The 22,650-nt window shown below is 62.6% G+C and carries 22 protein-coding genes; all 22 read right to left on the bottom strand.

Annotation, left to right across the window (positions count from 1 at the left end):
- Positions 1 to 19: 19 nt before the first annotated feature.
- The 22 genes from DAES_RS05450 to DAES_RS05345 all read right to left on the bottom strand — a co-directional run bounded on the left by DAES_RS05450 (position 20) and on the right by DAES_RS05345 (position 22,529).
- Entirely contained in the window at positions 20 to 1,786 is a 1,767-nt protein-coding gene (locus tag DAES_RS05450; RefSeq protein WP_041271361.1) for a Na(+)/H(+) antiporter subunit D, read from the bottom strand.
- Positions 1,776 to 2,027 (bottom strand): hypothetical protein, encoded by a 252-nt coding sequence (locus tag DAES_RS05445; protein WP_013514035.1) that lies wholly within the window; start codon positions 2,025 to 2,027, stop codon positions 1,776 to 1,778. The genes DAES_RS05450 and DAES_RS05445 overlap by 11 nt, the downstream gene beginning before the upstream one ends.
- 8 nt (positions 2,028 to 2,035) lie before the next feature.
- Positions 2,036 to 3,499 (bottom strand): monovalent cation/H+ antiporter subunit D family protein, encoded by a 1,464-nt coding sequence (locus tag DAES_RS05440; RefSeq protein ID WP_013514034.1) that lies wholly within the window; start codon positions 3,497 to 3,499, stop codon positions 2,036 to 2,038.
- A gap of 13 nt (positions 3,500 to 3,512) precedes the next feature.
- Entirely contained in the window at positions 3,513 to 4,967 is a 1,455-nt protein-coding gene (locus tag DAES_RS05435) for a complex I subunit 5 family protein (protein WP_013514033.1), read from the bottom strand.
- 2 nt (positions 4,968 to 4,969) lie between these two features.
- Complete coding sequence (locus DAES_RS05430) at positions 4,970 to 5,359, bottom strand: cation:proton antiporter subunit C (protein ID WP_013514032.1); 390 nt, start codon at positions 5,357 to 5,359, stop codon at positions 4,970 to 4,972.
- Between the two features lie 4 nt (positions 5,360 to 5,363).
- On the bottom strand, positions 5,364 to 6,197 hold the full coding sequence (mbhE, locus tag DAES_RS05425; RefSeq protein WP_013514031.1) for a hydrogen gas-evolving membrane-bound hydrogenase subunit E: 834 nt from the start codon (positions 6,195 to 6,197) through the stop codon (positions 5,364 to 5,366).
- Positions 6,194 to 6,439: a Na(+)/H(+) antiporter subunit B gene (locus tag DAES_RS05420; RefSeq protein WP_013514030.1), complete on the bottom strand. Its 246-nt coding sequence runs from the start codon at positions 6,437 to 6,439 to the stop codon at positions 6,194 to 6,196. The genes mbhE and DAES_RS05420 overlap by 4 nt, the downstream gene beginning before the upstream one ends.
- Positions 6,436 to 6,732 (bottom strand): monovalent cation/H(+) antiporter subunit G, encoded by a 297-nt coding sequence (locus DAES_RS05415; protein ID WP_236608469.1) that lies wholly within the window; start codon positions 6,730 to 6,732, stop codon positions 6,436 to 6,438. Before DAES_RS05415 ends, DAES_RS05420 begins: the two co-directional genes overlap by 4 nt.
- Before the next feature lie 59 nt (positions 6,733 to 6,791).
- Positions 6,792 to 7,070 carry a monovalent cation/H+ antiporter complex subunit F gene (locus DAES_RS05410; RefSeq protein WP_013514028.1) on the bottom strand — a complete coding sequence of 93 codons (279 nt, stop codon included), beginning with the start codon at positions 7,068 to 7,070 and terminating at the stop codon, positions 6,792 to 6,794.
- Entirely contained in the window at positions 7,070 to 7,633 is a 564-nt protein-coding gene (locus DAES_RS05405; RefSeq protein WP_013514027.1) for a Na+/H+ antiporter subunit E, read from the bottom strand. Before DAES_RS05405 ends, DAES_RS05410 begins: the two co-directional genes overlap by 1 nt.
- Positions 7,634 to 7,795: 162 nt before the next feature.
- A complete protein-coding gene (locus DAES_RS05400; RefSeq protein WP_157864812.1) occupies positions 7,796 to 8,152 on the bottom strand; it encodes a hypothetical protein in 357 nt (118 codons plus the stop codon).
- A gap of 5 nt (positions 8,153 to 8,157) precedes the next feature.
- Positions 8,158 to 8,910: a substrate-binding periplasmic protein gene (locus DAES_RS05395; RefSeq protein WP_013514026.1), complete on the bottom strand. Its 753-nt coding sequence runs from the start codon at positions 8,908 to 8,910 to the stop codon at positions 8,158 to 8,160.
- A 145-nt stretch (positions 8,911 to 9,055) separates the two neighbouring features.
- Positions 9,056 to 9,421 carry a hypothetical protein gene (locus DAES_RS05390; RefSeq protein ID WP_013514025.1) on the bottom strand — a complete coding sequence of 122 codons (366 nt, stop codon included), beginning with the start codon at positions 9,419 to 9,421 and terminating at the stop codon, positions 9,056 to 9,058.
- Positions 9,422 to 9,511: 90 nt separating this feature from the next.
- Positions 9,512 to 9,814: a Dabb family protein gene (locus DAES_RS05385; RefSeq protein ID WP_013514024.1), complete on the bottom strand. Its 303-nt coding sequence runs from the start codon at positions 9,812 to 9,814 to the stop codon at positions 9,512 to 9,514.
- A gap of 135 nt (positions 9,815 to 9,949) precedes the next feature.
- A complete protein-coding gene (locus tag DAES_RS05380; RefSeq protein ID WP_013514023.1) occupies positions 9,950 to 11,530 on the bottom strand; it encodes a methyl-accepting chemotaxis protein in 1,581 nt (526 codons plus the stop codon).
- A gap of 296 nt (positions 11,531 to 11,826) precedes the next feature.
- Positions 11,827 to 13,980 carry an L-lactate dehydrogenase (quinone) large subunit LdhH gene (gene ldhH / locus DAES_RS05375; RefSeq protein WP_013514022.1) on the bottom strand — a complete coding sequence of 718 codons (2,154 nt, stop codon included), beginning with the start codon at positions 13,978 to 13,980 and terminating at the stop codon, positions 11,827 to 11,829.
- A 2-nt stretch (positions 13,981 to 13,982) separates the two neighbouring features.
- The gene (locus DAES_RS05370) at positions 13,983 to 14,609 is read right to left on the bottom strand and encodes a lactate utilization protein (RefSeq protein WP_013514021.1); all 627 of its coding nucleotides are present in this window, start codon (positions 14,607 to 14,609) and stop codon (positions 13,983 to 13,985) included.
- Positions 14,610 to 14,660: 51 nt separating this feature from the next.
- Positions 14,661 to 15,866: an acetate/propionate family kinase gene (locus DAES_RS05365; RefSeq protein ID WP_013514020.1), complete on the bottom strand. Its 1,206-nt coding sequence runs from the start codon at positions 15,864 to 15,866 to the stop codon at positions 14,661 to 14,663.
- Position 15,867: 1 nt separating this feature from the next.
- Positions 15,868 to 17,985 (bottom strand): phosphate acetyltransferase, encoded by a 2,118-nt coding sequence (pta, locus tag DAES_RS05360; protein WP_013514019.1) that lies wholly within the window; start codon positions 17,983 to 17,985, stop codon positions 15,868 to 15,870.
- 93 nt (positions 17,986 to 18,078) lie between these two features.
- Positions 18,079 to 19,359: a (Fe-S)-binding protein gene (locus DAES_RS05355; protein WP_013514018.1), complete on the bottom strand. Its 1,281-nt coding sequence runs from the start codon at positions 19,357 to 19,359 to the stop codon at positions 18,079 to 18,081.
- An 8-nt stretch (positions 19,360 to 19,367) separates the two neighbouring features.
- Positions 19,368 to 20,762, bottom strand: a complete 1,395-nt coding sequence (locus DAES_RS05350; RefSeq protein WP_013514017.1) for an FAD-binding oxidoreductase — start codon at positions 20,760 to 20,762, stop codon at positions 19,368 to 19,370.
- A gap of 93 nt (positions 20,763 to 20,855) precedes the next feature.
- Positions 20,856 to 22,529, bottom strand: coding sequence for an L-lactate permease (locus tag DAES_RS05345; RefSeq protein WP_013514016.1), 1,674 nt, complete (start codon positions 22,527 to 22,529; stop codon positions 20,856 to 20,858).
- Between the last annotated feature and the right edge of the window lie 121 nt (positions 22,530 to 22,650).

Raw genomic sequence — 22,650 nt, 5'->3', positions numbered from 1 at the left:
GATCAAACCTCCAGGATAATTACAAGACCAGGCCTAAAAGGACAGCCAGCCCGAGAGTGACAGCAATCAGCGAACCGCCCACAGGCAGGGCTCCCGCGTCGAGGGAATCCCTGATCTGCTTCATCCTGAGCGCGGCATTGACGGTCGTGCCACTGGTCCAAAAATCAGGATTGAGCGCGGTCAGCAGGAACAAGGCCCGCTCAGGCAAGTTCCGGCAGAACTCGGCGAACCCGTGAACCGCGCGGCCAGCGACCTTGGCGGCCATGTCGTTCAGCCCATTGAAGAATGCGGACACGGCCTGATAAAACAGCCGCCCGCCGCGCCTGTAGAACCAGTCGGTTTCAAGGGCGATGGTGTCGGTCCGCTTGAGCAGCGGCAGCATGAGGAAGAAGACCAGGGCCGAGAACAGGAGCAGCTGGAGCTGCGCCACGACCTTGCCCCCCTTGTAGACGTCGAACCCGCCCACGTCAAAGGGCAGGATGGCGTACAGCGGCTGGGGGTAAACGCCCAGGGCGATGCACAGGAAGGCCAGCCCGGCCATGGCCAGGAGCATGTGCCTGGGCGCCTCGGGAGGCCGCAGCCCCTTGTCCTTGGCAAAGAAGACGAAGTACGGGAATTTGATGCCCGCGTGCAGGAACACGCCCGCCGAAGCGATCTCAAGGATCATCAGCACCCAGGTCAGATGCTCGTTGGCAGCGGCCTGGATGATCATGCTCTTGCTGGTGAAGCCGCTGGTGCCGGGGAATGACGATATGGCCAGCGCCCCGACGAGTCCGAGCAGCAACGTCAACGGCATGGTCTTGTGGAGTCCGCCGAGTTCCGTGCATTTGCTCTTGCCCGTGGCGGCCAGCACCGCGCCCGCAGACATCCACAGGAGCGATTTGTAAATGATGTGGCAAAACGCGTGGGCTGCCGCGCCGTTGATGGCCATGGCCGTGCCGATGCCCGCGCCCGTGACCATGAAGCCCACCTGGTTGGTGATGGAATAGGCCAGGATGCGGCGCATGTCGTTTTCGAGCAGGGCGTAGATGATGCCGTAAACGGCCATCAGGCAGCCGATGACGATGAGGATTTCCCAGCCGGGGAAGGCGCGCAGGAGCGCGTAGACCGCCGTCTTGGTGGTGTAGGCCGAGAGGATGACGCCGCCGGTGACTGTGGCCTCGGGATAGGAATCCGAAAGCCAGCTGGCAAAGGGGAAGGCGGACGCGTTGACCAGCACGCCGAGCAGGATGAGCCAGCTGCCCAGGCTGGGGGCCAGCGAGGTAAAGGCGATGGAGCCCGTGGTCTGGATATGGACGATGATGCCCACCAGCATGCACAGCCCGCCGAAAAGATGGACGAGCACGTAGCGGAATCCCGCCCCGGACGAAAGCTTGGTCTTGCGGGCCAGGATCAGGAAGGTGGACGCTATGGCCATGATCTCCCAGAATACGTACAGGGTGATCAGGTCTCCGGCGAACACCGCCCCCAGGGCCGAGCCGATGTAGAACAGGGCCGCCAGTTGCTGGCGCACGTCATTGAGCTTGTAGGCAAAGAGGAAGGCAAAGACCGAGTTGAGGCAGAAGATGTACCCGAACACCCGGCTCAGGCCGTCCACGCGCATGAGGACGAGGTCCATGCCGAGAAAATTGGCCGTGGCCAGGGTGCCTGACGGGAGGTTGTGCACGATGAGCAGACCGACGGCGGCTGCGGCCAGAACCATGCGGTTGCGCCACGCTCCGGTGAACAGCGGAAGCAGCGCAGCGGCTCCCAGATAGGCGAGGATCGGGTGAATGCTAGTCATCATAATAGTCCGTGTTTCTCTTCAGGATAAAGCCCAGACCCTTGGCGACCAGGATCAGAACAGAGCACGCAACGAACCCGAACAGGGCGTTGAAACCAAAGAAGTCGTCAAAGCCGAAATGCGGTTCGGGCGAGGCGAAGAACTGCAAGGCCACGGTCAGCCCGCAACTGCCCCAGAGAGCGATCCAGAGCATGCGCCTTGTCTTTGGCCGGTCAAAGAAGTCGAATTCCTTTTTCTTGCTCATCGCAACTCCTAGTTGGCGGCCAGTCGGGCCAAATTCAGGAACGGGTAAGGATAGAAGAACAGGATCACGGAAATGCCCGCAGTGATCAGCGGCGGCACGATGCACGCCAGCGGGGCCTCGCGCACCGGCCCGGAGTGCTGGGCCTGATCAGGGGCGCAGAACCACGCCCGGTAGACGATGGGCAGGAAGTAGGCCGCGTTGAGCAGCGAGCTGACGAGCAGGACCAGGGCGAGCACCCACTGACCTGACCCGATGCACCCGTTGAGCAGATACCACTTGCTCAGGAACCCGCCCGTGGGCGGGATGCCGATGATGGACAAAGACCCGATGAGGAATGCGGTCATGGTCCAGGGCATGCGGTAGCCGATGCCGTTGAGACGGCTGATGTATTTCTCGCCCGTGGCCACATAAATGGCTCCGGCGCAGAAGAAGAGCGTGATCTTGCCAAAGGCGTGCATGGAGATGTGCAGCATGCCGCCGGTCAGCCCGGCAGTGGTCATCAACCCCGCGCCCAGCACGATGTAGGAGAGCTGGCCGATGGTGGAGTAGGCCAGCCGCCGCTTCAGCCCGTCCTGGGACAGGGCGATCAGCGACGCCGCCAGCATGGTCACCGCCGCCACGCCGGTGATGACATCGTTGAGATGCAGGGCCTGGAGCGTCTCCACGCCAAAGGTGCCCGTGACCACGCGCATGATGCAGAACGCGCCGACCTTGACCACGGCCACGGCATGGAGCAGCGAACTGACCGGCGTGGGCGCGACCATGGCCGCCGGGAGCCAGACGTGGACCGGCATGAGGGCCGCCTTGGCAAAGCCGAAAAGCAGCAGGCAGAGCAGCACGGTCAGGGTCGTGGAGTCCGCAGCGCCCAGGGCGATGCCGCCCGAGGCGAAATCGAGGCTGCCGGTGAAGTGGTGCACCGCGACCATGGCCGGGAGCACCAGCCCGATGGAGGTGCCCACGATGAAGCCGAGGTATTTGCGCCCGGCCTTGCGGCTCTCCTCGTTCTGGTGATGCGCCACCAGCGGGTATGTGGAGAAGGAAAGCAGCTCGTAGAACAGGTACATGGTCAGCAGGTTGGCCGAGAAGGCCACGCCCACCGCGCAGAAGATGGAGCTTGCGAAATAGCCGAAGAAGCGGGTCTGGGCATGCTCGTTCTTGGCGCGCATGTAGCCAATGGAATAGACCGTGGTCACCACCCACAGACTGGAGGAGACCAGGGCGAAGAGCATGCCAAAGGCATCGACGCGGAAGGCGATGGGCGCGCCGGGCAGAACCTCGGCCAGAACCCAGGTGTAGGTGTGCCCGGCCAGCACCGCCGGGACCATGCAGGCCAGAAGCGCCAGCAGCAGCAGCGCCGCCGCAAAGGACCACGCCTCGCGGATGTTGGGCGTGCGCGCCGAGATGATGCCGGGGACCGCCAGCAGAGGGGCGGCCACTGCGAGAAGGGGCTGGATCGAGTATATGGAATACATGTGACTTCTCCGGCTAGATGAGGCTTGCGGGGATGATTCCGGCGATGAGCCGGTCCACGATCAGACCGCTCGAAAGCCCGGCCACAATAAGCAGCACGGCGACAATCGCCAGCGGCGTCACGCGACTCCAATGCTCGATGTCCCGGACAGACTCCCCGGGCGCATCGAAAAAGGCCGTCTCGAAGAGCCGGAAGAAGAGGACCACGTTGACCAGGCTCGACACCAGCAGACCGGCCATGAACACATACTGACCGGACGCCAGTGCGCCGGAGAGCAGGTACCACTTGCTGAAGAAGCCGAACAGGGGCGGCACGCCGATCATGGACATGGCCCCAAGGACAAAGGCGGCCATGGTGAAGGGCATGGTCCTGAAGAGCCCGCTCAGGTTGCCAAGGGTCATCTCGCCGCGCTGGCGGGCGATGCTGCCCACGGCCATGAACAGGGTCAGGGTCATGAGCGAGTCGGCGAAGACGTGCAACATGGCCCCGGTCATGGCCGTGCGGTTGCCGATGAACACGCCGCCGACCATGTAGCCCACCTCGGCCACCAGGATGTAGGCGAGCATGCGGCGCTGGTCTGTCTGCCGGAAGGCCATGACAGACCCCACGAAAATGGCGGCGGTGGCCAGGGTCACGGCCACTGCGGGGATGGCGTCCGGTATGGAGGCACCGGGGAGCACGCTGATGAGAATGCGGATGACCACATACACCATGACCTTGGTGGTCAGCGGCGCCATGAGCGTGGCCGACACCGGGGATGTCATTCCATAGGCGCCGGGCAGCCAGCCGTGGAACGGGAACAGCGCCATCTTCACCCACAGGCCGAGCAGGATCACGCCCACAGCCCCGTGCATGGACACCGTAACCGGCGAGGCCGCGATGATCCGGGCCAGATCGGCCATGTTCAGCGAGCCGGTCAGCATGTAGAGATAGCCGACGCCAAGCAGATAGAACGAAGCGCCCACCGACCCGATGCACAGGTAGTTGAGGCTCGCCAGCGGGGAGCGCCCGGTCCCGAAACCGAGGAGCGCGTAGCCGCTCAAGGCTGCGACCTCGATGAGGACGTACAGGTTGAACAGGTCGCCGGTGGCGACGATGCCCATGTGCCCGGCCACCGTGAGCATGAACAGGGCCACAAAAGCCGCCGACTTCTCGGCGAAATGGTCGAGGATCTCGGCCCTGAAGGCGAGGAAGGTGAACAGCGCCGACGCCGAGATCAGCACGAGCATGCCCGCGCTGAACGTATCCACGACAAAGACGATGCCCCACGGGGGGGACCATCCGCCAAGCAGGTATGTCGCGGTCCCGTGCGCCAGGACGCTGCACAGGAGTTTCACGGCAAAGCCGAAGGATGTCAGGAGAGCGATGGCACCCACGGGATAGGCGAGCACGCTCCGCGTCCAGCCCGCCAGGGTGGCGAGGAACGCTCCAAGAAGCAACGGGAGGAGGGTCAGGACTACATCATGCATGGCTATGGATTCTTGATTTTTTCCAGTATTTCATCTTCTTCCAGCGTCCCGTGCACATCAAAGATGCGCTGGACCAGGGCCAGAGCCACGCCGAGTGTCGCCACGGAGACGACGATGGCTGTCAGCATCAGCACGTGGGGCAAGGGGTTGATGTAGTCCGCGAAGTCGATCAGTTCCTTGGAGTGGGTATCCAGCAGGATGGGTATGGTGGCCCCCGCCTTGGAACCGATGGCAACGTAGAAGAGCATGATGGCGGTCTGAAATATACCAAGCCCCATCAGCTTCTTGATCAGGTTCCCCTTGGCTATCATCGCGTACAGGCCAATCATCATCAGGACGATGTAGGCCCAGAAGTTGTACTTGGATGTCAGTTGCGTCAGGAAGTCTTCCATACGCCTACAATCCTTCCGTGACCGCCCCGCGAGAGGACAGGAGTTTGAAGATGATCACCAGCGCGGCGGTCACGGTCATGGCCACGCCGGTTTCGACGAACAGGATGCCAAGGGAGTGCCCGCTCGCCAGGGACACGCCCATTATGTCAGCAACAGCATCGTAATCCAGAAAATTCGCTCCCTTGGCCAAGCCAAGGAGGCCGGTGCCGAAGTAGACCAGCACACCCGCAGCCGCAAGCAGATGCGTGAAGCGCTCGGTCAGCTGGTTCACCAGGGTGCGCAGATCGTGCGACACGGCGAGCAGGACATAGCTGGCCGCGAATATGACGCCGCCCTGAAAACCGCCGCCCGGACTGTAGTGACCATGCGCGAGCACATACAGGGCGTAAAGCTGGATGAAAGGGATGATCATCCGACAGGTGGTGGTGACCACGACATCGTGCGGCGGCCAGTCGGAATCCACGCGCTCGAACGCGCCGCCCTCATCCGGGAGTGCGCAGGCCTGACGCCTGCGGACCACCAGCCCGGTGCTGGCATGACGATAGTAGAACAGGCCGGGCTTGCACACGTCGCTGGGCAGACGGACGATGAGGAAACAGGCCAGGGCCGCAGTGAAGACCACCACGGTTTCCAGCATGGTATCAAACCCACGGTAGTCGGCCAAAACGGCTGTGACAAAGTTGGGGGTATGGGTGTCCTCGTAACTTTTTTCGATGAAGTACCGTGAAATATGACGGCTTGCCGGAGATTCAATATCGCCCCAGGAGGAGAAGTTCTCCATGGACAGAATCAGGAAAGCGCCGGCAAGAAGCACGGCCACAAGAGCTGCCTTTTTCAATCTTTGGTCCTCCTTGTGGTCCGGAAAATGGCCGCAAACATCAGGGCGGTGCTGATGCCCGCGCCGATGGACGCCTCGGTGAAGGCCACATCGACCGCGCCCATGGCCAGCCACTGGACGCACATCATGAAGCTGTAGATGCCGAAGATGATGGCGGCCCCCAGCAGATCCTTGACGTTGATCGCCGCGATGGCGCAGATGATCACGAGGATGAGGGCCAGCAGTTTGATTTCCCAGATCATTTGCGCCTCCTCTTGCCGTCTGTCTGGACCCAGGGTGCGAGCCCTGCGCGCACGCCCGCGTCAACCATGGCGTGGGTCGCCGTGGGGCTGGTTATCAGGACGAACCCCCAGAGCAGGAGCACCTTGAGCTGCACCAGCAAGGTCATGGGGGTGGCCTGGATCCCGCCATACAGCACCAGCCCAAGGAGCAGCGTCAGCAGCCCGAGCGTGTCGAGCATTCCGGCCATGTGGAGCCTGGTGTAGGCATCCGGCAGCCGCAAAATGCCCACCATGCCGGCGACAAACAGCAGCATTCCGCTGCAACACAAAATAACAACCAAGATCTGGACCATGGGGTCGCTTCCTCCGACGTTTAGGATGCCGTGTCCCGGCGTCCCCTTTTATGCAGATATCTGGAAGCCGCGAGAACGGCGATGAAGTTCAGCATCGCGTAGGCGAGTGCAATGTCCACAAACATGTCCACACGCTCGAAGACCAGCCCGATGATGACGATAAGGGCCACGGTCTTGGAGCCGATGGCGTTCATGCCCATCAGGCGGTCCAGCGTCGTCGGGCCAACCACGGCGCGATACAGGGGCATGGTCATGATGGCCACCAGGAACACGCCGGAATACAGGATGAATGATTCCATCATAACTCCTCGAATATGGCCTTGATCTTCTTTTCCATATCGCCGGGCAGGCCCTCGGCAGCCACTTCGTCAAAGGCGTGGACCGAGACATAGCCGCGCTCATCAATGGACACGGTGATGGTGCCGGGCGTCATGGTGATGGAATTGGCCAGAAAGGTCAGGGCCAGCTTGGTACGCAGCACGGTCTTGAAGGTGACGATGCGCGGGTATATCTTGTCGTTGAGGTGCGGGTCGAAGGCCAGCCGGAGCAGGCGCATGTTGCATTTGGCAATCTCCAGGACCAGCCAGGGCACATAGAGGGCCAGCAGCCACAGGGCGCGCAGCTTGCGGAAGCTGCGCACCTCGGGCGGAAAGATATCCGTAGAGATCCAGGTCACAAAGGCGCTGCAAAAAGCGCCAACGGTCATGTGGAAGGCGTCGAACATGCCCGACAGGATCAGCCAGGTGCCAAAAAGCAGCAGAAACCGCAGCACAAAGCTGATGGCGGCATCGCCGCGCCGTGACACCGCGGCCTTGGGCGCGCCCTTGCGGACAACGCGAACAGATTCAGTCATTTGATCCATACAAACTCTCCAGGCAGACGGGCCTCGAATAAAACCGGCCTCAAACTCGCACGAAAACCGGCACGGGTGTCCGCAACGGACCGGGATGACACGAAACGAAGAGGGGGAATATCCGAGACGTTGCCGTGCAATGCTCTCTCCCTCGCCGCTTCCGGACAATGCCTATGCCATAAAAAAACCGGCTGGGGAAACGAGCCGGTGCGCATTCGCATCCTTGAAGAAAACCGCCTGCGCCGAAAACCCGCACGCACGGGCCGGACAGGCCCGCGAAACAGAACGACCGGCAACTCCGGACGTGGCGGATTTCATCTTTCGCAGCGTGATCATGACCTGATGCCCCACTCTTAAGATCAAGAAACCAAATTCCACAATGCGCGTATTTTTAAACATTAGAGCCAAAACTTGTCCAATAAAATTTTCTGAATTTCTCTTCAGAATCGACCGCTGTCCGTTTCGCTCCGCCCTTTCGGAGAGCGACCGCCCTTGCCCCAGAGTTCCGCTGCTCCATGTGACCGCCACGCGCCTCATTCCTTGAAATGACGCAAGTAAACAGCCTCCTGATCGACCTGACGCAACCCGAGGTTGAGTATCCGCCCCAGCCTCCTCCCCCGCTCGGTGTCGGAGAAGCAGACGACCAGGCTGTTGGTGCCCAGGAGCCGTGTGCTCATCACCAGTTCTCCCCTCTGCTTGCGCAGCACGGGATCGACCTGCAACAGATGCCTGAACACGTTGGTGTCCACCACGGCGGCGCGAACCCGCCCGGCCAGGACCTTGCGCAGGTTGAGCGCGTCCGTGCTGGAGTGGTCGATGGTCAGGCGCCCCTCTTTCGCCATGGCGTCAAACTCGGGGGTGTTGGCGTAACCTGCCACGACACCGAGGGTGTATCGGCGAAGATCGTCAAGGGTTTGCCAGTTGATGACCATCTCCTGACGGCTTGCCAGTCCAAGGGAACTGCTGCCCACGCTGTCGGAATTGAGAAACGCATCCTTGTGCCAGTGCTCTGGATACTCGGGAAAATACCCAGCAATATCCTTGTCCAACCGGGCCTCGTTCAAAGCGCGGTTCCAAGGGTAGAACCGGATCTCAAGCTCGTACCCCATGACCCTGAAAGCCTCGCGGACCACCTCTGAGGTGGCTCCGTTTCCGGGAAGGGACTCCCCTGTATAGGGCGGCCACTCCAGAGAGGCGAGAACCACCCGATCTGCCGCCAGAGCAGACAAGCTTGAGAGTAGGCCCAAAGCGAGCAGGCCGAGAAACAGGGCAGGCTTCATCCACATGGCATGAACGTATCTCCATTTCCATGATAATTCCAACCGAATTCGCACCAGCTTGCAGCATTGTAACCTCCCAGGTGATCGCAGCTTACAAAAAGTCCCCTGCCAAAAGTCGGCAGGGGACTGCGGTTTCCTTGCGATGCCAGGATCAGGCATCAACCTTGGGCGAATCGGTCAGATGCTCCCGGCAGAGCCAGACGATGGACTGGGTCCCCACGTCAAAATGCGGGCTCACGCCCTGCTCCAGGCCGCAGACAGCGCACCTGTGCCCATCACCTTCAGGATAATACTCGATGTTGTTGAGCATCTGGTTGAACCGGCTGATGAACGGGAACATGGGGTGCTTGGCGTGTCGCCGGATGTCCTTGCTGTTCAGCTTGCCGTTGTCATTGACCTTGACGGTGATCATGCGCGACCGGTTGATGAACCCTTCCTTCTTGTTCATCACCACTTTGATCGGCTCTTCCCAGCGGCAGATAATCCGCTTTCGGTCCTGATCGTAACGCATGGACATGGCACTCTCCTTCTCGCGACGTTTCCTGTGTCGCGAAAGCCGGGATCAACTGCATCGGCACTCTTCCGGGAACCAGGGTTCCCGGATCGGCTAGATCTCGTAATCCACGGCCTTTCGGCTGGCGGCGACCTTCTTGACGAAGCCGACGCATGCCTGGTGTTCGGGGTGGCCCTGATAGTGGTTCAGGGCGTCTGCGTCGTCGTGCTCGGAGCACAAAACAACGTGACAATCGGGATCGGCGGCCACGATGTCGTGACTGACCTCAATATGCCGGAGTCCTTCGATGCGCCCGGCCAGGGCTTCAAGCATCTCTTTCATCCGGGCCGCGTTGACCTGGGCCGGGTTGCCTTCGGCCTCTTCCTTCATTGTCCACATGACGATATGCCTGACCACGCTCAACCCCTCATCGAAAAAAGTTAATAATTCAAGACTATTGGCGAAATGCGCCAGAATGGCATTCACCTACATTACAATGAATAAGCACTGATGCGCCGCATGTCACCTGTCGAGACACATTTATAATGCACGCTAGCGCATGCCGCGAATGACATCGGCCAGTGATTCGGCCAGCCCGGCCAGCCGCTTGATCGCCTCGGCAGACTCGGCCATGGCCCGGTCGGTCTCGCCACAGATGCGGTTGACATCCATGGTGGCCCGGCTGATTTCATCGCTGGCCGCGGACTGCTGCTCCGCCGCCGTGGCGATGGAGCGCACCCGATCGGCGGTGGACTCGGCCACCAGGACGATGCTCTTGAGGGCCTCGCCCGAACGGTTGGCCATGTCCGTGCTTTTCTGCACCGCGCTGACCGCAATCTCCGTGGCCCGGACATTCTTCCTGGCCCCGTCCTGGATGCCGGTGACGGCCTGATGCACTTCGTTGGTGGCCTGCATGGTCTTTTCCGCCAGCTTGCGCACCTCGTCGGCCACCACGGCAAACCCCCTGCCCGCCTCGCCCGCGCGCGCGGCCTCGATGGCGGCGTTGAGGGCCAGCAGGTTGGTCTGGTCCGCGATGTCCTCGATCACGCCGAGCACCTTGCCGATGGATTCGGCCCGAACGTCAAGCTCCTCCATGGACGACTTGAGTTCCTGGGCGCGGGTGGCGACCTCATGGATGGCCTGGACTACCTCGGTGACCACGGCAGCGCCCTCATCGGCCCGCTGTCGCGCCTCGTCGGCGTCCAGGGCAGCGTCCTGGGCGTGGCGCGCCACCTCAAGGACCGTGGCGTTCATCTGCTCCATGGCCGTGGCGGTCTCGCCGGTCCGGTCCGTCTGGACACAGGCCCCGGTCCTGGCGTTGGCCACCAGCCCCTCAAGCTGCACCGCAGCGGCGGCCAGCTCCTCGGAAATGGCTGAGGCGTCGCTGGCGGCCCGCGCTATCCGCTCGTTCTGGCTGAGAATCTCCGCCTCGCGCCGCTTGAGTTCCGTGGTGTCAAGATAGAGGCAGCAGCCGCCGATGACCTTGCCGGTCACGTCCGTCAGGGGAAACAGGTTGGCCAGCACGTTGATGTCGCTGCCGTCCACATGCTTGAAGACCGCCTCCCGGTTCATCATCCGGATAGTATCATCCATGCATGTCCCGATGACGGATTTGCGGTCGTCGCGGTAGAAAATCTGGGAAATCTTGCGGCCATAAAAGGATTCCGGAGTATCCTTGGACCCGATCATGTCCAGGCATTCCTGGTTGAGAAAGGTGATGTTCTGCCCGGTGTCCACAAGGCAGCACGGCACGGGCAGGCCGGCGAGAATGCTCCGGGAGAAGCCGAGCCGCTCCTTGAACCGGCCAGCCAGCTCGCTGACCATCCCGCCCAGCCCGGGCATGGCCTTAGCCAGCGCCGCGTCGTCCGCCTCGGCATAGTTGCCGTCGAGCACATGGGCCGTGTAGCGCATCACCTGGCTGACCGGGCCGACGAGCAGCCGCCCGAGCAGGACCACCAGGGCGATGCCGAGCAGGCCGAACACGCCTAAGATCGCCGTGGCAACCACGGCCACGGCCCACGCCTCCCCGGAACAGGCCAGGGTAAACCAGACGGACGCTCCCGCAACAAGGGCGAAAACTCCGAAATAGAGCGCGACGAATCTGCGCAGGTATGGGGGCGTGGACTGGCTCATGGACACCTCGTTGTGCGCACCCGGCTGGATCGGGTTCTTCGAACCAGCGGCGCACCGGCTTTGCGATTCCCGGAACAATAATGGTTCCCCGCCCTGCCCGGGGCGGGGAACCTGCATGGAGGCCGGGTCTCAGGAGGAAGCGTGGCATTGCTTCAAGGGATTGCGGTCCAACCTGGAGAGCCTCATGCAATATGGGACACGGACGGGGGCTGGTCAGGCATCCCCCTGTCCGCCCGCCGCCGGGAAGGCCGGGCACCCGCCCGGCCCGCCATCCGGCGGCGTTGATCTGCCGTTTGCTATTTCTTCAGATTGTCGGCCAGCACCTCGGACACGTGCCGGACCCTGATGGCCGACCCCCTGGTCTTCAGGCCACCGCGCAGCTGCATGATGCAGCCCGGACAATCGGTCAGGAGCACCTCGGCCCCGGTGGCCTCGACATTGCCCAGCTTCTTCTTGAGCAGCTCTGCCGAAAGCTCCGGGAACTTCATGGAGAAGGTGCCGCCGAATCCGCAGCAGACCTCCTCCTCGTTGCACTCCACATACTCCATGCCGCCGGTGGCGATCAGCTCGCGCGGCGCGGCGTGGACATCGAGCCCGCGGCACAGGTGGCACGGGGCGTGATACGTGGCCTTGCCGCCAGACTGGGTGAAGTCTTCGGCCTTGACCTTGAGCACGTCGTGGACAAAGGAGCTGTAGTCGATGACCTTGGCCGCGAACTCGGCGGCCTTGAGCGCCAGGCTCGGGGTGTCCATGACCAGCTTGGGGTAGTTGTGCTTGAGGTGGGCGGCGCAGGAGGCGCACAGGGTGATGACGTAGTCGTAGTCGCCCGCCTCGAAGGCGCGCAGGTTCTGCACGCAGACATCGCGCGACGCCTTCATCTCGCCCATCATCTGCACGGGCAGGCCGCAGCAGGACTGATCCATGGGATACTCCATGGCCACGGACTCGGCGGCGAACAGCTTGACCGCCGCCTGCATCTGCTCCGGGTACACGAAGTCCTGCACGCAGCCGGAGAACAGGGCCACGCGGTACTTGGGGTTCTCCACGGTCGGGCGGATTTCGGCCCACTTGTCCCTGAACGGGGTCTCGGCAATGGTCGGCAAGGCACGGAACCCGTGCTCCTTGGAGAAGATCATGGGCAGGTGGCGGATGAAGCCGTCCTTCTCGGCCACGGGCTTTTGCGCCCACTTGGCCGTGCGCAGCAGGGTGTGGAAGAGCTTGCGGTTCTTGAGCACCGTGCCCAGCAGCAGGCTCGGCAACGGGTGGCCGTCCTCATCCTGGATACGGGCGTGGATCGCCTTGATCAGGCGCGGCAGGTCGATGCCGCCCGCGCAGATGTCCTTGCACGCCTCGCAGTTGATGCAGTTCTGGATCAGGTTCTTGGCCGCATGCTTGCCGTGGAAGAAGTAGGTCAGAATCAGGCCGATGGCCCCGATGTAGATGTGGCCCATCTTGTGGCCGCCCACCAGCCGGTAGACCGGACAGACGTTGGCGCACGCGCCGCAGCGCACGCAGCGAAGCACCTGGGAGAAGAGCGGATCCTTGGCCAGCTCGCTACGCCCGTTGTCGAGCATGACGAAGTGGATTTCCTTCTTGCCGTCGGGCGCGGACGCACACTCGTTGGCCCCGGTGATCCAGGTGACGTAGGAAGTGATGGCCTGGCCTGTGGCGTTGCGCGGCAGCGCCTTGAGGATGCGCAGGGCGTCGTGCAGGGTGGGCAGCAGCTTGTCCAGACCCATGAGCGCCACATGGACGCGGGGCAGCGTGGTCACCAGCCGGGCGTTGCCCTCGTTGGTGACCAGCCCGATGGTGCCGGTCTCGGCCACGGCGAAGTTGGCGCCGGAGATGCCCATGTCGGCCTCGACGTACTTCTGGCGCAGCTCGCGGCGGGCCACCTTGACCAGCTTCTCGATCTCGCTGTCCTGCTTCTTGCCCGTGACTTCGGTGAACAGGTCGCCCACCTGATAGCGCGACAGGTGGATGGCGGGCATGACCATGTGTGACGGTCCCTCGTGGCGCAGCTGGATGATCCACTCGCCAAGGTCGGTCTCGGTCACCTCAAGCCCCTCGTCCTCCAGCGCATGGTTGAGGAGCGTCTCCTCGGCGGTCATGGACTTGGACTTGACGATCTTCTTGCAGTTGGCGTTCTTGGCGATGGAAGCGATGATGGCGTTGGCCGCCTTGGCGTCCTTGGCCAGATGCACATGCACGCCCGCCGCCTCGGCCTTGGTCTTGAACTCCTTGTACAGGTCGTCCAGGTGGGCGGCGGCTTCGTCCTTGGAGCAGGCGATCTCGTCGATCAGGCCGCGCACGTCCATGCCCTTGAAGGCGTTGGCGCGCCCGGTGCGATAGGCGATGGCGAAGTTGTCGAGCGTGGTGCGCAGGAAGTCGTTATCCAGCGACTCGCGCAGCTCGCTGCGGTATTCCTTGAGATTGTCGGCTTTCTGCATGGCTAGTCCTCCAGGAGCAGGATGTGCAGTTCAAGGGGACCGTGGACGCCCAGCGCGAGGACGCGCTCGATGTCGGCGGTGCGGCTGGCTCCGGTAATGAAGGCCAGATAATCCGGGGTCTTGCCCATGCGGGTGAGCATCATCTTTTCCACCGCGTAGCTGTCCTTGCGGATCTTGGACTTGGGCAGCACGCAGACATGGAACTCGCTGACCATGGTGGCCAGGCGCAGGTCCTCGCTCGGACAGTCGAGCATCAGGGTGCCGGTCTCGGCCAGACCGTATTCGGCAAAGGTGAAGCCGATGTCCACCCCGGCCAGATGCTCGCGCATGCCGGAATCGATGCATTCGAAACCCGCCTTGGCGCTCATCTCCGCGAGCTTGTCATAGAGCGGCTTCTTCAGGCCAGGCGCGGCGATGACCTTTTTCTGCTTGGCGTCGCACAGCTTTTCGGCCTTTTCCGACAGGTCGCGCTCGCAGCCGGAGACGAGCAGCTGGCACGCCTCCTTGGTGTCGCACAGGTCGATGACGTACTTGAGCGCCTCGTCCTCGGTTTTCACTTCAGTGACGAACGCGGAGACGGCCTTGGCCTTCTCGATGAACGTCTGGCAGTATTCAGTGCTGGTTGTCATGGGTACCCTCCCCCGTTTGGCCCGACCCCCCGGCCAGGCCGCATCCGGATGCTAGTTCAAAACGCTCTTCGTTTCTCGCGCGATGGCAAGTTCCTCGTTGGTCGGAATGACCCAGACCGCGACAGTGCTGTCGGCAGCGCTGATCTTCAGCGGCTCCTTGGCGCGCTGTCCGTTGGCCTCGGCGTCGATCTTCACACCCAGGCACTCAAGCCCCTTGAGGGACTCGCGGCGGACAATGTCGTCGTTCTCGCCGATGCCCGCGGTGAAGACGATGGCGTCCACCCGGCCAAGCACGGCCATGTATGCGCCGATGTATTTGCGGTTGCGGTAGGTCTGGACATCCAGAGCAAGCCCGGCCCTGACGTCGCCCTTGGCTATGGCCGCGTGGATGTCGCGCATGTCGTTCATGCCGCACAGCCCCTTGAGACCGGACTCCTTGTTGAGCATGGTGTCGATTTCCTCGATACCCATGCCCTTGTTGCGCGCCAGGAAGGCGTGGACAGCCGGGTCCACATCGCCGGAGCGGGTGCCCATGACCAGTCCCTCAAGGGGAGTCAGCCCGAGCGAGGTGTCCACGCTTTTGCCCTGCTCCACGGCGGTCATGGAGCAGCCGTTGCCCAGATGGACGGTGATCAGGTTGCACTTGTCGAGCGGCTTGCCCAGCAGCTTTGCGCACTCCCCGGCCACAAATTTGTGCGAGGTGCCATGAAAGCCGTAGCGGCGCACGCGGTCGGTCGCATACAGGGCGTAGGGCAGCGCGTACATGTAGGCGTGGGCCGGGATGGTCTGGTGAAAGGCGGTGTCGAACACGGCCACCTGCGGCACGCCGGGAAACAGCTCCACGGCCACGCGGATGCCGTCCAGGTTGGCCGGATTGTGCAGCGGGGCCAGCGGCACCGTGGCCTCGATGGCCCGGATGACCTCGGCGGTGATGATCGTGGGCTGGTGGAACTCCTCGCCGCCGTGCACCACGCGATGGCCCACCGCGTCGATCTCGCCGCGATCCTTGATCACGCCCTTTTCCGGGTCGGTGATCAGCTCGATGGCCAGCCGCATGCCGGTGTTGTGATCCGGAATGGGCTGCTCGATTTTAGTCACCACCTGCCGGTCAGTGCCGGGGAACGCCTTGTTGGTCAGCTCGCCCTTGGCCTCGCCGATGCGCTCCACCAGGCCCGAGACCAGCACGGCCTCGGTCTGCATGTCCAGGAGCTGGTATTTGATGGATGAACTGCCTGAGTTGATGACAAGTACTTTCATGCTAGTTGCCCTTTTCGGCCTGCGCCTGGATGGCGGTGATGGCCACGGTGTTGACGATGTCCGGCACGGTGCAGCCGCGCGAGAGGTCGTTGACAGGCTTGTTCAGCCCCTGGAGGATGGGGCCGATGGCCACGGCGTTGGCAGCGCGCTGCACGGCCTTGTAGGTGTTGTTGCCGGTATTGAGATCAGGGAAGATAAAGACCGAGGCCTGCCCAGCCACCTCGGAATGGGGCATCTTGACCGCGGCCACGTCCGGGTCCACGGCGGCGTCGTACTGAAGCGGCCCCTCGATGGGGAAGCCCAGGCCGCGCTCCTTGACCAACGCCTTGGCGATCCTGGCGGCCTCGATGACCTTTTCCACATCCTCACCCTTGCCCGAATCGCCGGTGGAGTAGCTGAGCATGGCCACCTTGGGCTCTATGCCGAAGATGCGCGCGGTCTCTGCCGAGGCAATGGCGATCTCGGCCAGCTGCTGGGCGTTGGGGTTGGGGTTCACCGCGCAGTCGCCGTAGACCAGCACGCGGTCCTTGAGGCACATGAGGAAGACCGAGGAGACGATGGAGCAGCCCGGCTTGGTCTTGACGAACTCGAAGGCCGGGCGGATGGTCTGGGCCGTGGTGGTCACCGAGCCGGAGACCATGCCGTCTGCAAACCCCTTGTGGACCATCATGGTGGCGAAATAGGTGGGGTCGCGCATGCGGTCCCAGGCCATCTCGGCAATGACGCCCTTGTGCTTGCGCAGTTCCAGATATTCCTCGGCAAAGGGATCGAGCAGCTCGGACTCACTGGGATCGATGATCCGCGCGCCCGAAATGTCCACGCCCAGCGCCGACGCCTTGGCCCTGAGCTCCTCGGGCTTGCCCAGCAGGATCATCTCGGCCACGCCGCGGCGCAGCAGGATGTCGGTGGCGCGCAGGATGCGCTCGCCCGAACCTTCGGGCATGACGATGCGCTGCTTGTTGCCGGACGCCTTCTCCACCAGCGAATACTCGAACATCTTGGGCGTGACGCGGGTGGAGCGCTGCTCGATGACCCGGTCGCGCAGCTCCTGCACGTCCACATGCTGGGAAAATCCGCCAAGCGCCGTGGCAATGCGCTGGTCGTCGTGGGTCTCGATGCGGCCATACAGGCGCGTCAGCTCCTGCACGGTCTGGTAGGTGTGGCCCTTGACCGAGAGCACGGGCACTGGCACGCCGGTCCACCCCTCGATGAGCTTGTGCACATTGGTGGACACGTTCAGCCCGCCGGTGAGCACGATGCCGGAAATGTCCGGATAGGAGCTGGACAGCCGCGAGGCAAGACTCGACAGGATGATGTCCGAGCGGTCGCCCGGGGTGATGATCAGGCTGCCGGTCCGGATGTAACCAAGAAAGTTGCCTATCTGCATGGCCGCGACCACATAGTTGTCCACCAGCCCGTGCATGCCGCTGTGGCCGTAGAGCACGTCGGCATCAAGCCAGCGCTTGACATCGCCGATGGTGGGCTTGCCCAGGGCCTCGTTCTCCGGGATGCTGTAGACGGGCATGGGCTCCTTGCAGCGCACCTTGCACTCGATGAGGCTGGCCATCTCGCGGGTCACGCCCTCGGGCGCACGGTTGACGATGCAGCCCACGAGGTCCACGCCCTTCTCCTCCAGCGTGTCGATGGTGGTCTGGGAGACGGAGATGACTTCCTCGGGCGACTTGTCCAGCCCGGAGCAGACCACCAGCATGGGGGCGCCGATGTTGGCCGCGATGTCCGCGTTGATGTCGAACTCAAAGGCGGGATCTTTGCCCTTGAAGTCCGTGCCTTCGCAGAGCACGAAGTCATATTGGGCTTCGAGGTCTTTGTATTTCTTGAGAATATTTTCGAGCAGCAGGGCATGCTGACCGGAGTTGATCAGCTCGCGCGCCTGCTTGAGGGTGTAGGCGTAGGTGTCGCGATAGGGGATGGAAAGCTTGAAGTGCTCGATCATCAGCTCGATGTCGTGGTCCTTCCTCCCCTCGCCCGGATCATTGATGATGGGCCGGAAAACGGCGACATTGTGCAGTTCCCGCAGGATCATCTGCAACACGCCGAGGACGATGGCGGACTTGCCGCTTCGCGATTCCGTCGCGGTCACATACAGGTTCTTGGACATAGTGCTTTCCTTTTCGGTCTGTCGGCGCTGGCCCGGCAGACAGTTCAAAGATGAACGAGCGGCTGACCCCGGTGGCCAGCCGCTCCCGGCGGCCTAGCAGCCGTCGGCGTAGAGTTCGATGACGTGTTTCACATCGATACCGGCTTTTTTCTGCGAAAGCATGTCCGTGATCTGGAGCATGCAGGCCGGACAGCTGGTGGCCACGGTGTCAGCGCCAGAGGCCATGATATTGTCCGCCTTGCGGCTGCCGATCTTCTTGGACATTTCATAGTAAGCGATATTGAAGCTGCCACCGCAGCCGCAGCACACGCCCGCCTCGGCCATCTCCTTGAAGCCGCAACCCGCTGCCTTGATCAGGGCGCGGGGCTGGGCGGTGATGCCCAGCGCGTTCTTCAGGTGGCAGGGATCGTGGTAGGTCACGGTCCGTCCGCCGGTCTGCACTTTTGGCTCCAGTTTCAATATATCCACGAGGAACTGGCTGATGTCCATGGTTTTTCTTTCAATCACGCCGATGTCGTACTTGAGCGCCGACGGCCCCTTGAACATGTGCGGCCACAGCTCCTTGATGGTGGAGGTGCAGGTGGCGCAGCCAGTGACGAGGTAGTCGAATTCGCCCTCGGCCATCCGCTCCACGTTCATGGCCACCAGGGTGTCGAAGGTGGCAGTGTCGCCGCTCGACAGGGCCGGGATGCCGCAGCACGCCTGGCCCGACGGCATGTAGATGCCCACCCCGTGCCGGGTCAGCACATCGATGATGGACTGGCCCACATGGGGGAATATCTTGTCGATGACGCAGCCCACATAGAAGGCGACCTTGATCCCGCTCTTTCCGGCCGGGGTGTCCAGCTCGGGCACGATCGTGTGCAGCGGCTTCTCGGCCAGGGTGCGGAAGTGGCGGTCGCCGATGATCGGCGAGTTGAACCGGGCGCAGGACGAGCCAAGCATGTCGTCCACCTTCTTGGTGAACAACCCCTGAAACTTGGAGCCCATGCTGGTCAGGGCGTTGAAGAGCTTCGGGTTCTGCAACATGCCCCGGAAGATGGCGCGCTTGACAGGGGACAGGCCGAAGTAGCCGGTCATGATGGCCCGGGCCTTGAGGAAGATGTCCATGATCTTCACGCCGCTGGGACAGTTTGACTGGCAGGTGCCGCACAAAAGGCAGCGGTTGAGCTTCTCGTTGACCCCTTCGGCGTCGGTGAGCATCTCTTTGGCCAGCCCGTCGAGCAGGGCGAGCTTGCCCCGCGTGACATCGGCCTCGCGCCCGGTCTGGGCGAATATGGGACAAACGGCCTGGCACATGCCGCAGCGCATGCAGCCGACCAGCTGGTCGTCCAGCTCCTTGAGCATTTGGGCAAGCTTGTGGATATCTGCCATGATTCCCCCTACCCTTCGGACTTCAGGCCGATGATCTTGCCGGGATTGAGGATGCCCTTGGGGTCGAGAACGGACTTCATGCGGCGGGAGTATTCCAGCGTGGCGCGCGAGGTCTCCTGCTCCAGGTACTTGGACTTGGCCATGCCGATGCCGTGCTCGCCGGACAGGGTGCCGCCCAGGGCCAGGGCGCGCTCGAATATCTCGTCGATGGCGTGCTCCACGCGCTCCCATTCCTTCTTGTCGCGCTTGTCGGTCAGGATGGTCGGGTGCAGGTTGCCGTCGCCCGCGTGGCCAAAGGTGCCGATGGTCAGGTCGTACTTCTTGCTGATCTGGCCCAGGGCCTCGATCATGGCCGGGATCTTGGAGCGCGGCACCGTGGCATCCTCAAGCACGCAGGTGGGCTTGAGCTTGGCCAGGGCGGGCAGCGCGTCGCGTCTTGCCTGCCAGACCGCGTCGCGCTCGGCGGCGTCCTTGGCCACCTTCAATTCGGTGGCACCGTTCTTCCGGCATATTTCCTCGACCTTGGCGGCCTCGTCGGCCACCTGGGCCGGATGCCCGTCCACCTCGATCAGCAACAGGGCCGCCGCATCCACGGGCAACCCCGCGCCGCGGAAATTCTCCACCGCGCGGATGGTGAAGTTGTCCATCATCTCAAGGGTGGCGGGCACGATCTTGTTGGCGATGATGGCGGCCACGGTCTCGGAAGCGGCCTTCATGGAGGGGAAGATGGCCATCATGGACTTGGCTGCCTGCGGCGGGGGAATGAGCTTGAGGATGATCCTGTCGAACACGCCCAGCGTGCCCTCGGAGGCGATCATGAGCCCGGACAGGTTGTAGCCGGTGACACACTTGACCGTACGCGAGCCGGACTTGACCATCTGGCCGTTCACGTCCCAGAAGTCCACGCCCATGACGTAGTCCTTGGTCACACCGTACTTTAGGCCGCGCAGGCCGCCCGCATTCTCGGCCACGTTGCCGCCCAGGGTGGAGACGGTCTGGCTGCCCGGATCGGGCGGATAGAACAGGCCGCGCTTGGCCACTTCTGCGGCGAACTTGGCCGTGATCACGCCCGGCTCGACCACGGCGTACATGTCCGCCTCGTTGATCTCGAGGATGCGGCTCAAGCCATTGGTCAGGACGACCACACCACCCGGATGGGGGATGGTGCCGCCGGAAAGGTTGGTTCCCGCGCCGCGCACGGTGAGCGGAAGTCCGTTGTCGTTACACAGCTTGGTGGCCTGGCCCAGCGCCTCGCTGGTGGTGGGCCGGACGACCATGGCAGGCATGACGGAATCGAGCACCGCCGCATCATAGGAATAGGCGTGGCGATCAGTCTCGCTGGTCATAACATTGTCCGCACCGACTGCGGCCTCAAAATCCTTGATGAGCTTTTCAGCACCCATTTCCGTATCTCCTTGGAAAATTTGTGTCCATGGTGGGAGGGGAGGATATCCTCCCCTCCCGACATAACATGTTCTCGCGTCCGGGGGACGCGGTTACTTCAGGACAGTGCCCCAACCGGAACTGATCATGACGGTGCCGATGATGGCGGCGAAGATCAGGTAATAGGTCATGGGGATGAGGGTCTTGCGGATGATCTCGCCCTCGCGGTCCATCAGGCCCACCACTGCGGCGGCGGCCACGACATTGTGGACCGTGATCATGTTGCCGGCAGCGCCGCCCACGGCCTGCAGGGCCACGATGATGGACTGCGGCACGTCGATCTGGGAGGCCACGCCGAACTGGAACAGGGAGAACATCATGTTGGACACGGTGTTCGAACCCGCGATGAAGGCACCCAGGGAGCCGATGACCGCCGCAAAGCCGGTCCACGCGGTACCCGCCAGGGCGGCGACGCCGTTGGCCAGCTCAAGGGGCATGGAAGCCAGCCCAGAGGCGTTGAACTTCTCGCCGGAGTTGATGAACACGCGCACCATGGGGATGGCGAATCCAAGGGCAAAGGACGCCTGCACCGTGGTCTTGAAGGACTGCTTGGCCGCATCAGAGAGGTCCTTGACCTTCATCCGCTGGATGAAGAAGGCGCAGATGACGGCGCACACGAAGATGAAACCGGGAATGTACAGGGGGTCAATGACGTAGCCGATGCCGGTGTCAAAGATGTTGTTGATGGGAATCTTGACCGAGGTCAGGGCACCCTTGATCCAATCGATCTTGCGGGACATGACCAGGAACAGGCCGACCAGGACGTACGGAGCCCAGGCCTTGAGCAAGGTCATGTGCTCGGGAGCCTTGGCGAACTTCGGCTCCCAGGTACCCATCCAGGCGGAGGGCCACTCGGAACGATCGTCGAAGTCCCAGGTGTTCTTGGGGGTGAGGAAGTTGTTCTTGGCAGCGGTGACGACCAGGGCCAGACCGACGAGGCCGCCGATCAGGGACGGGAACTCGGGGCCGAGGAACCAGGCCACCAGCATGTAGGGAACAGTGAAGGCCAGACCGGCAAAGATGCCGAAAGGCAGGGCCTCAAGACCCCTGGCGATGGACTTCTCCTTGGAGAAGAAGCGGGTCAGCATGACGGCCAGGAAGGTCGGGATCATGATGCCGATGATGCCGTGCATGATGGCGGCGGTGGCACCGATCTCGAAGATGTAGTCCATGAAGGCGATACCGTTTTTACCCAGCAGGTCATGGACAATGGGGTTGTCCAGGCCGGTGCGCACGCCGAGCAGGATCGGGGTGCCGACCGCGCCAAAGGTGACCGGGGTGGACTGGATGATCAGGGCCACGGTGACCGAAGCCATGGCCGGGAAGCCCAGCGCCATGAGCAGCGGTGCGCAGACCGCTGCAGGGGTGCCGAAACCGGCCGCGCCCTCGATGAAGGCACCGAAGCACCAGGCGATGATCATGGCTTGGATTCGACGGTCCGGGGTGATGTCCATGAACCCTGCGCGAATGGCCGCGATGGCCCCGCTGTTGGTCAGGGTGTTGAGCATCAGGAGCGCGCCGAAGACGATCCAGAGGATGGCGATAGTGATCGCGAGACCCTGGATGATGGAAGCGGCGATGACCATGCCGGAAACCTGCCAGACGAAGTACGCCAGGCCGGCGGCCACGATCAGGGCCAGGGGCATGGCCTTTTTGGCAGGCCAGCGCAAAATTACCAGGAAGAAGAACACCGTGAGAATCGGTGCCAGTGCCATTAACGTGTACATCGTACCCTACTCCTCATTGAAGTGTAAAAACCGGTGCAACCACACACCCGTTTCTCTAAACGCGCGGGGCGAGGGCCAGGCAGAAGCCTCCGCAAACACCCGCACCCCGCGCAATCCTCAA

Source organism: Pseudodesulfovibrio aespoeensis Aspo-2 (assembly GCF_000176915.2).
Classification (GTDB): domain Bacteria; phylum Desulfobacterota; class Desulfovibrionia; order Desulfovibrionales; family Desulfovibrionaceae; genus Pseudodesulfovibrio; species Pseudodesulfovibrio aespoeensis.
Note: the sequence above shows the minus strand (reverse complement) of the source record. Positions and strands in the feature narration are given on the sequence as shown.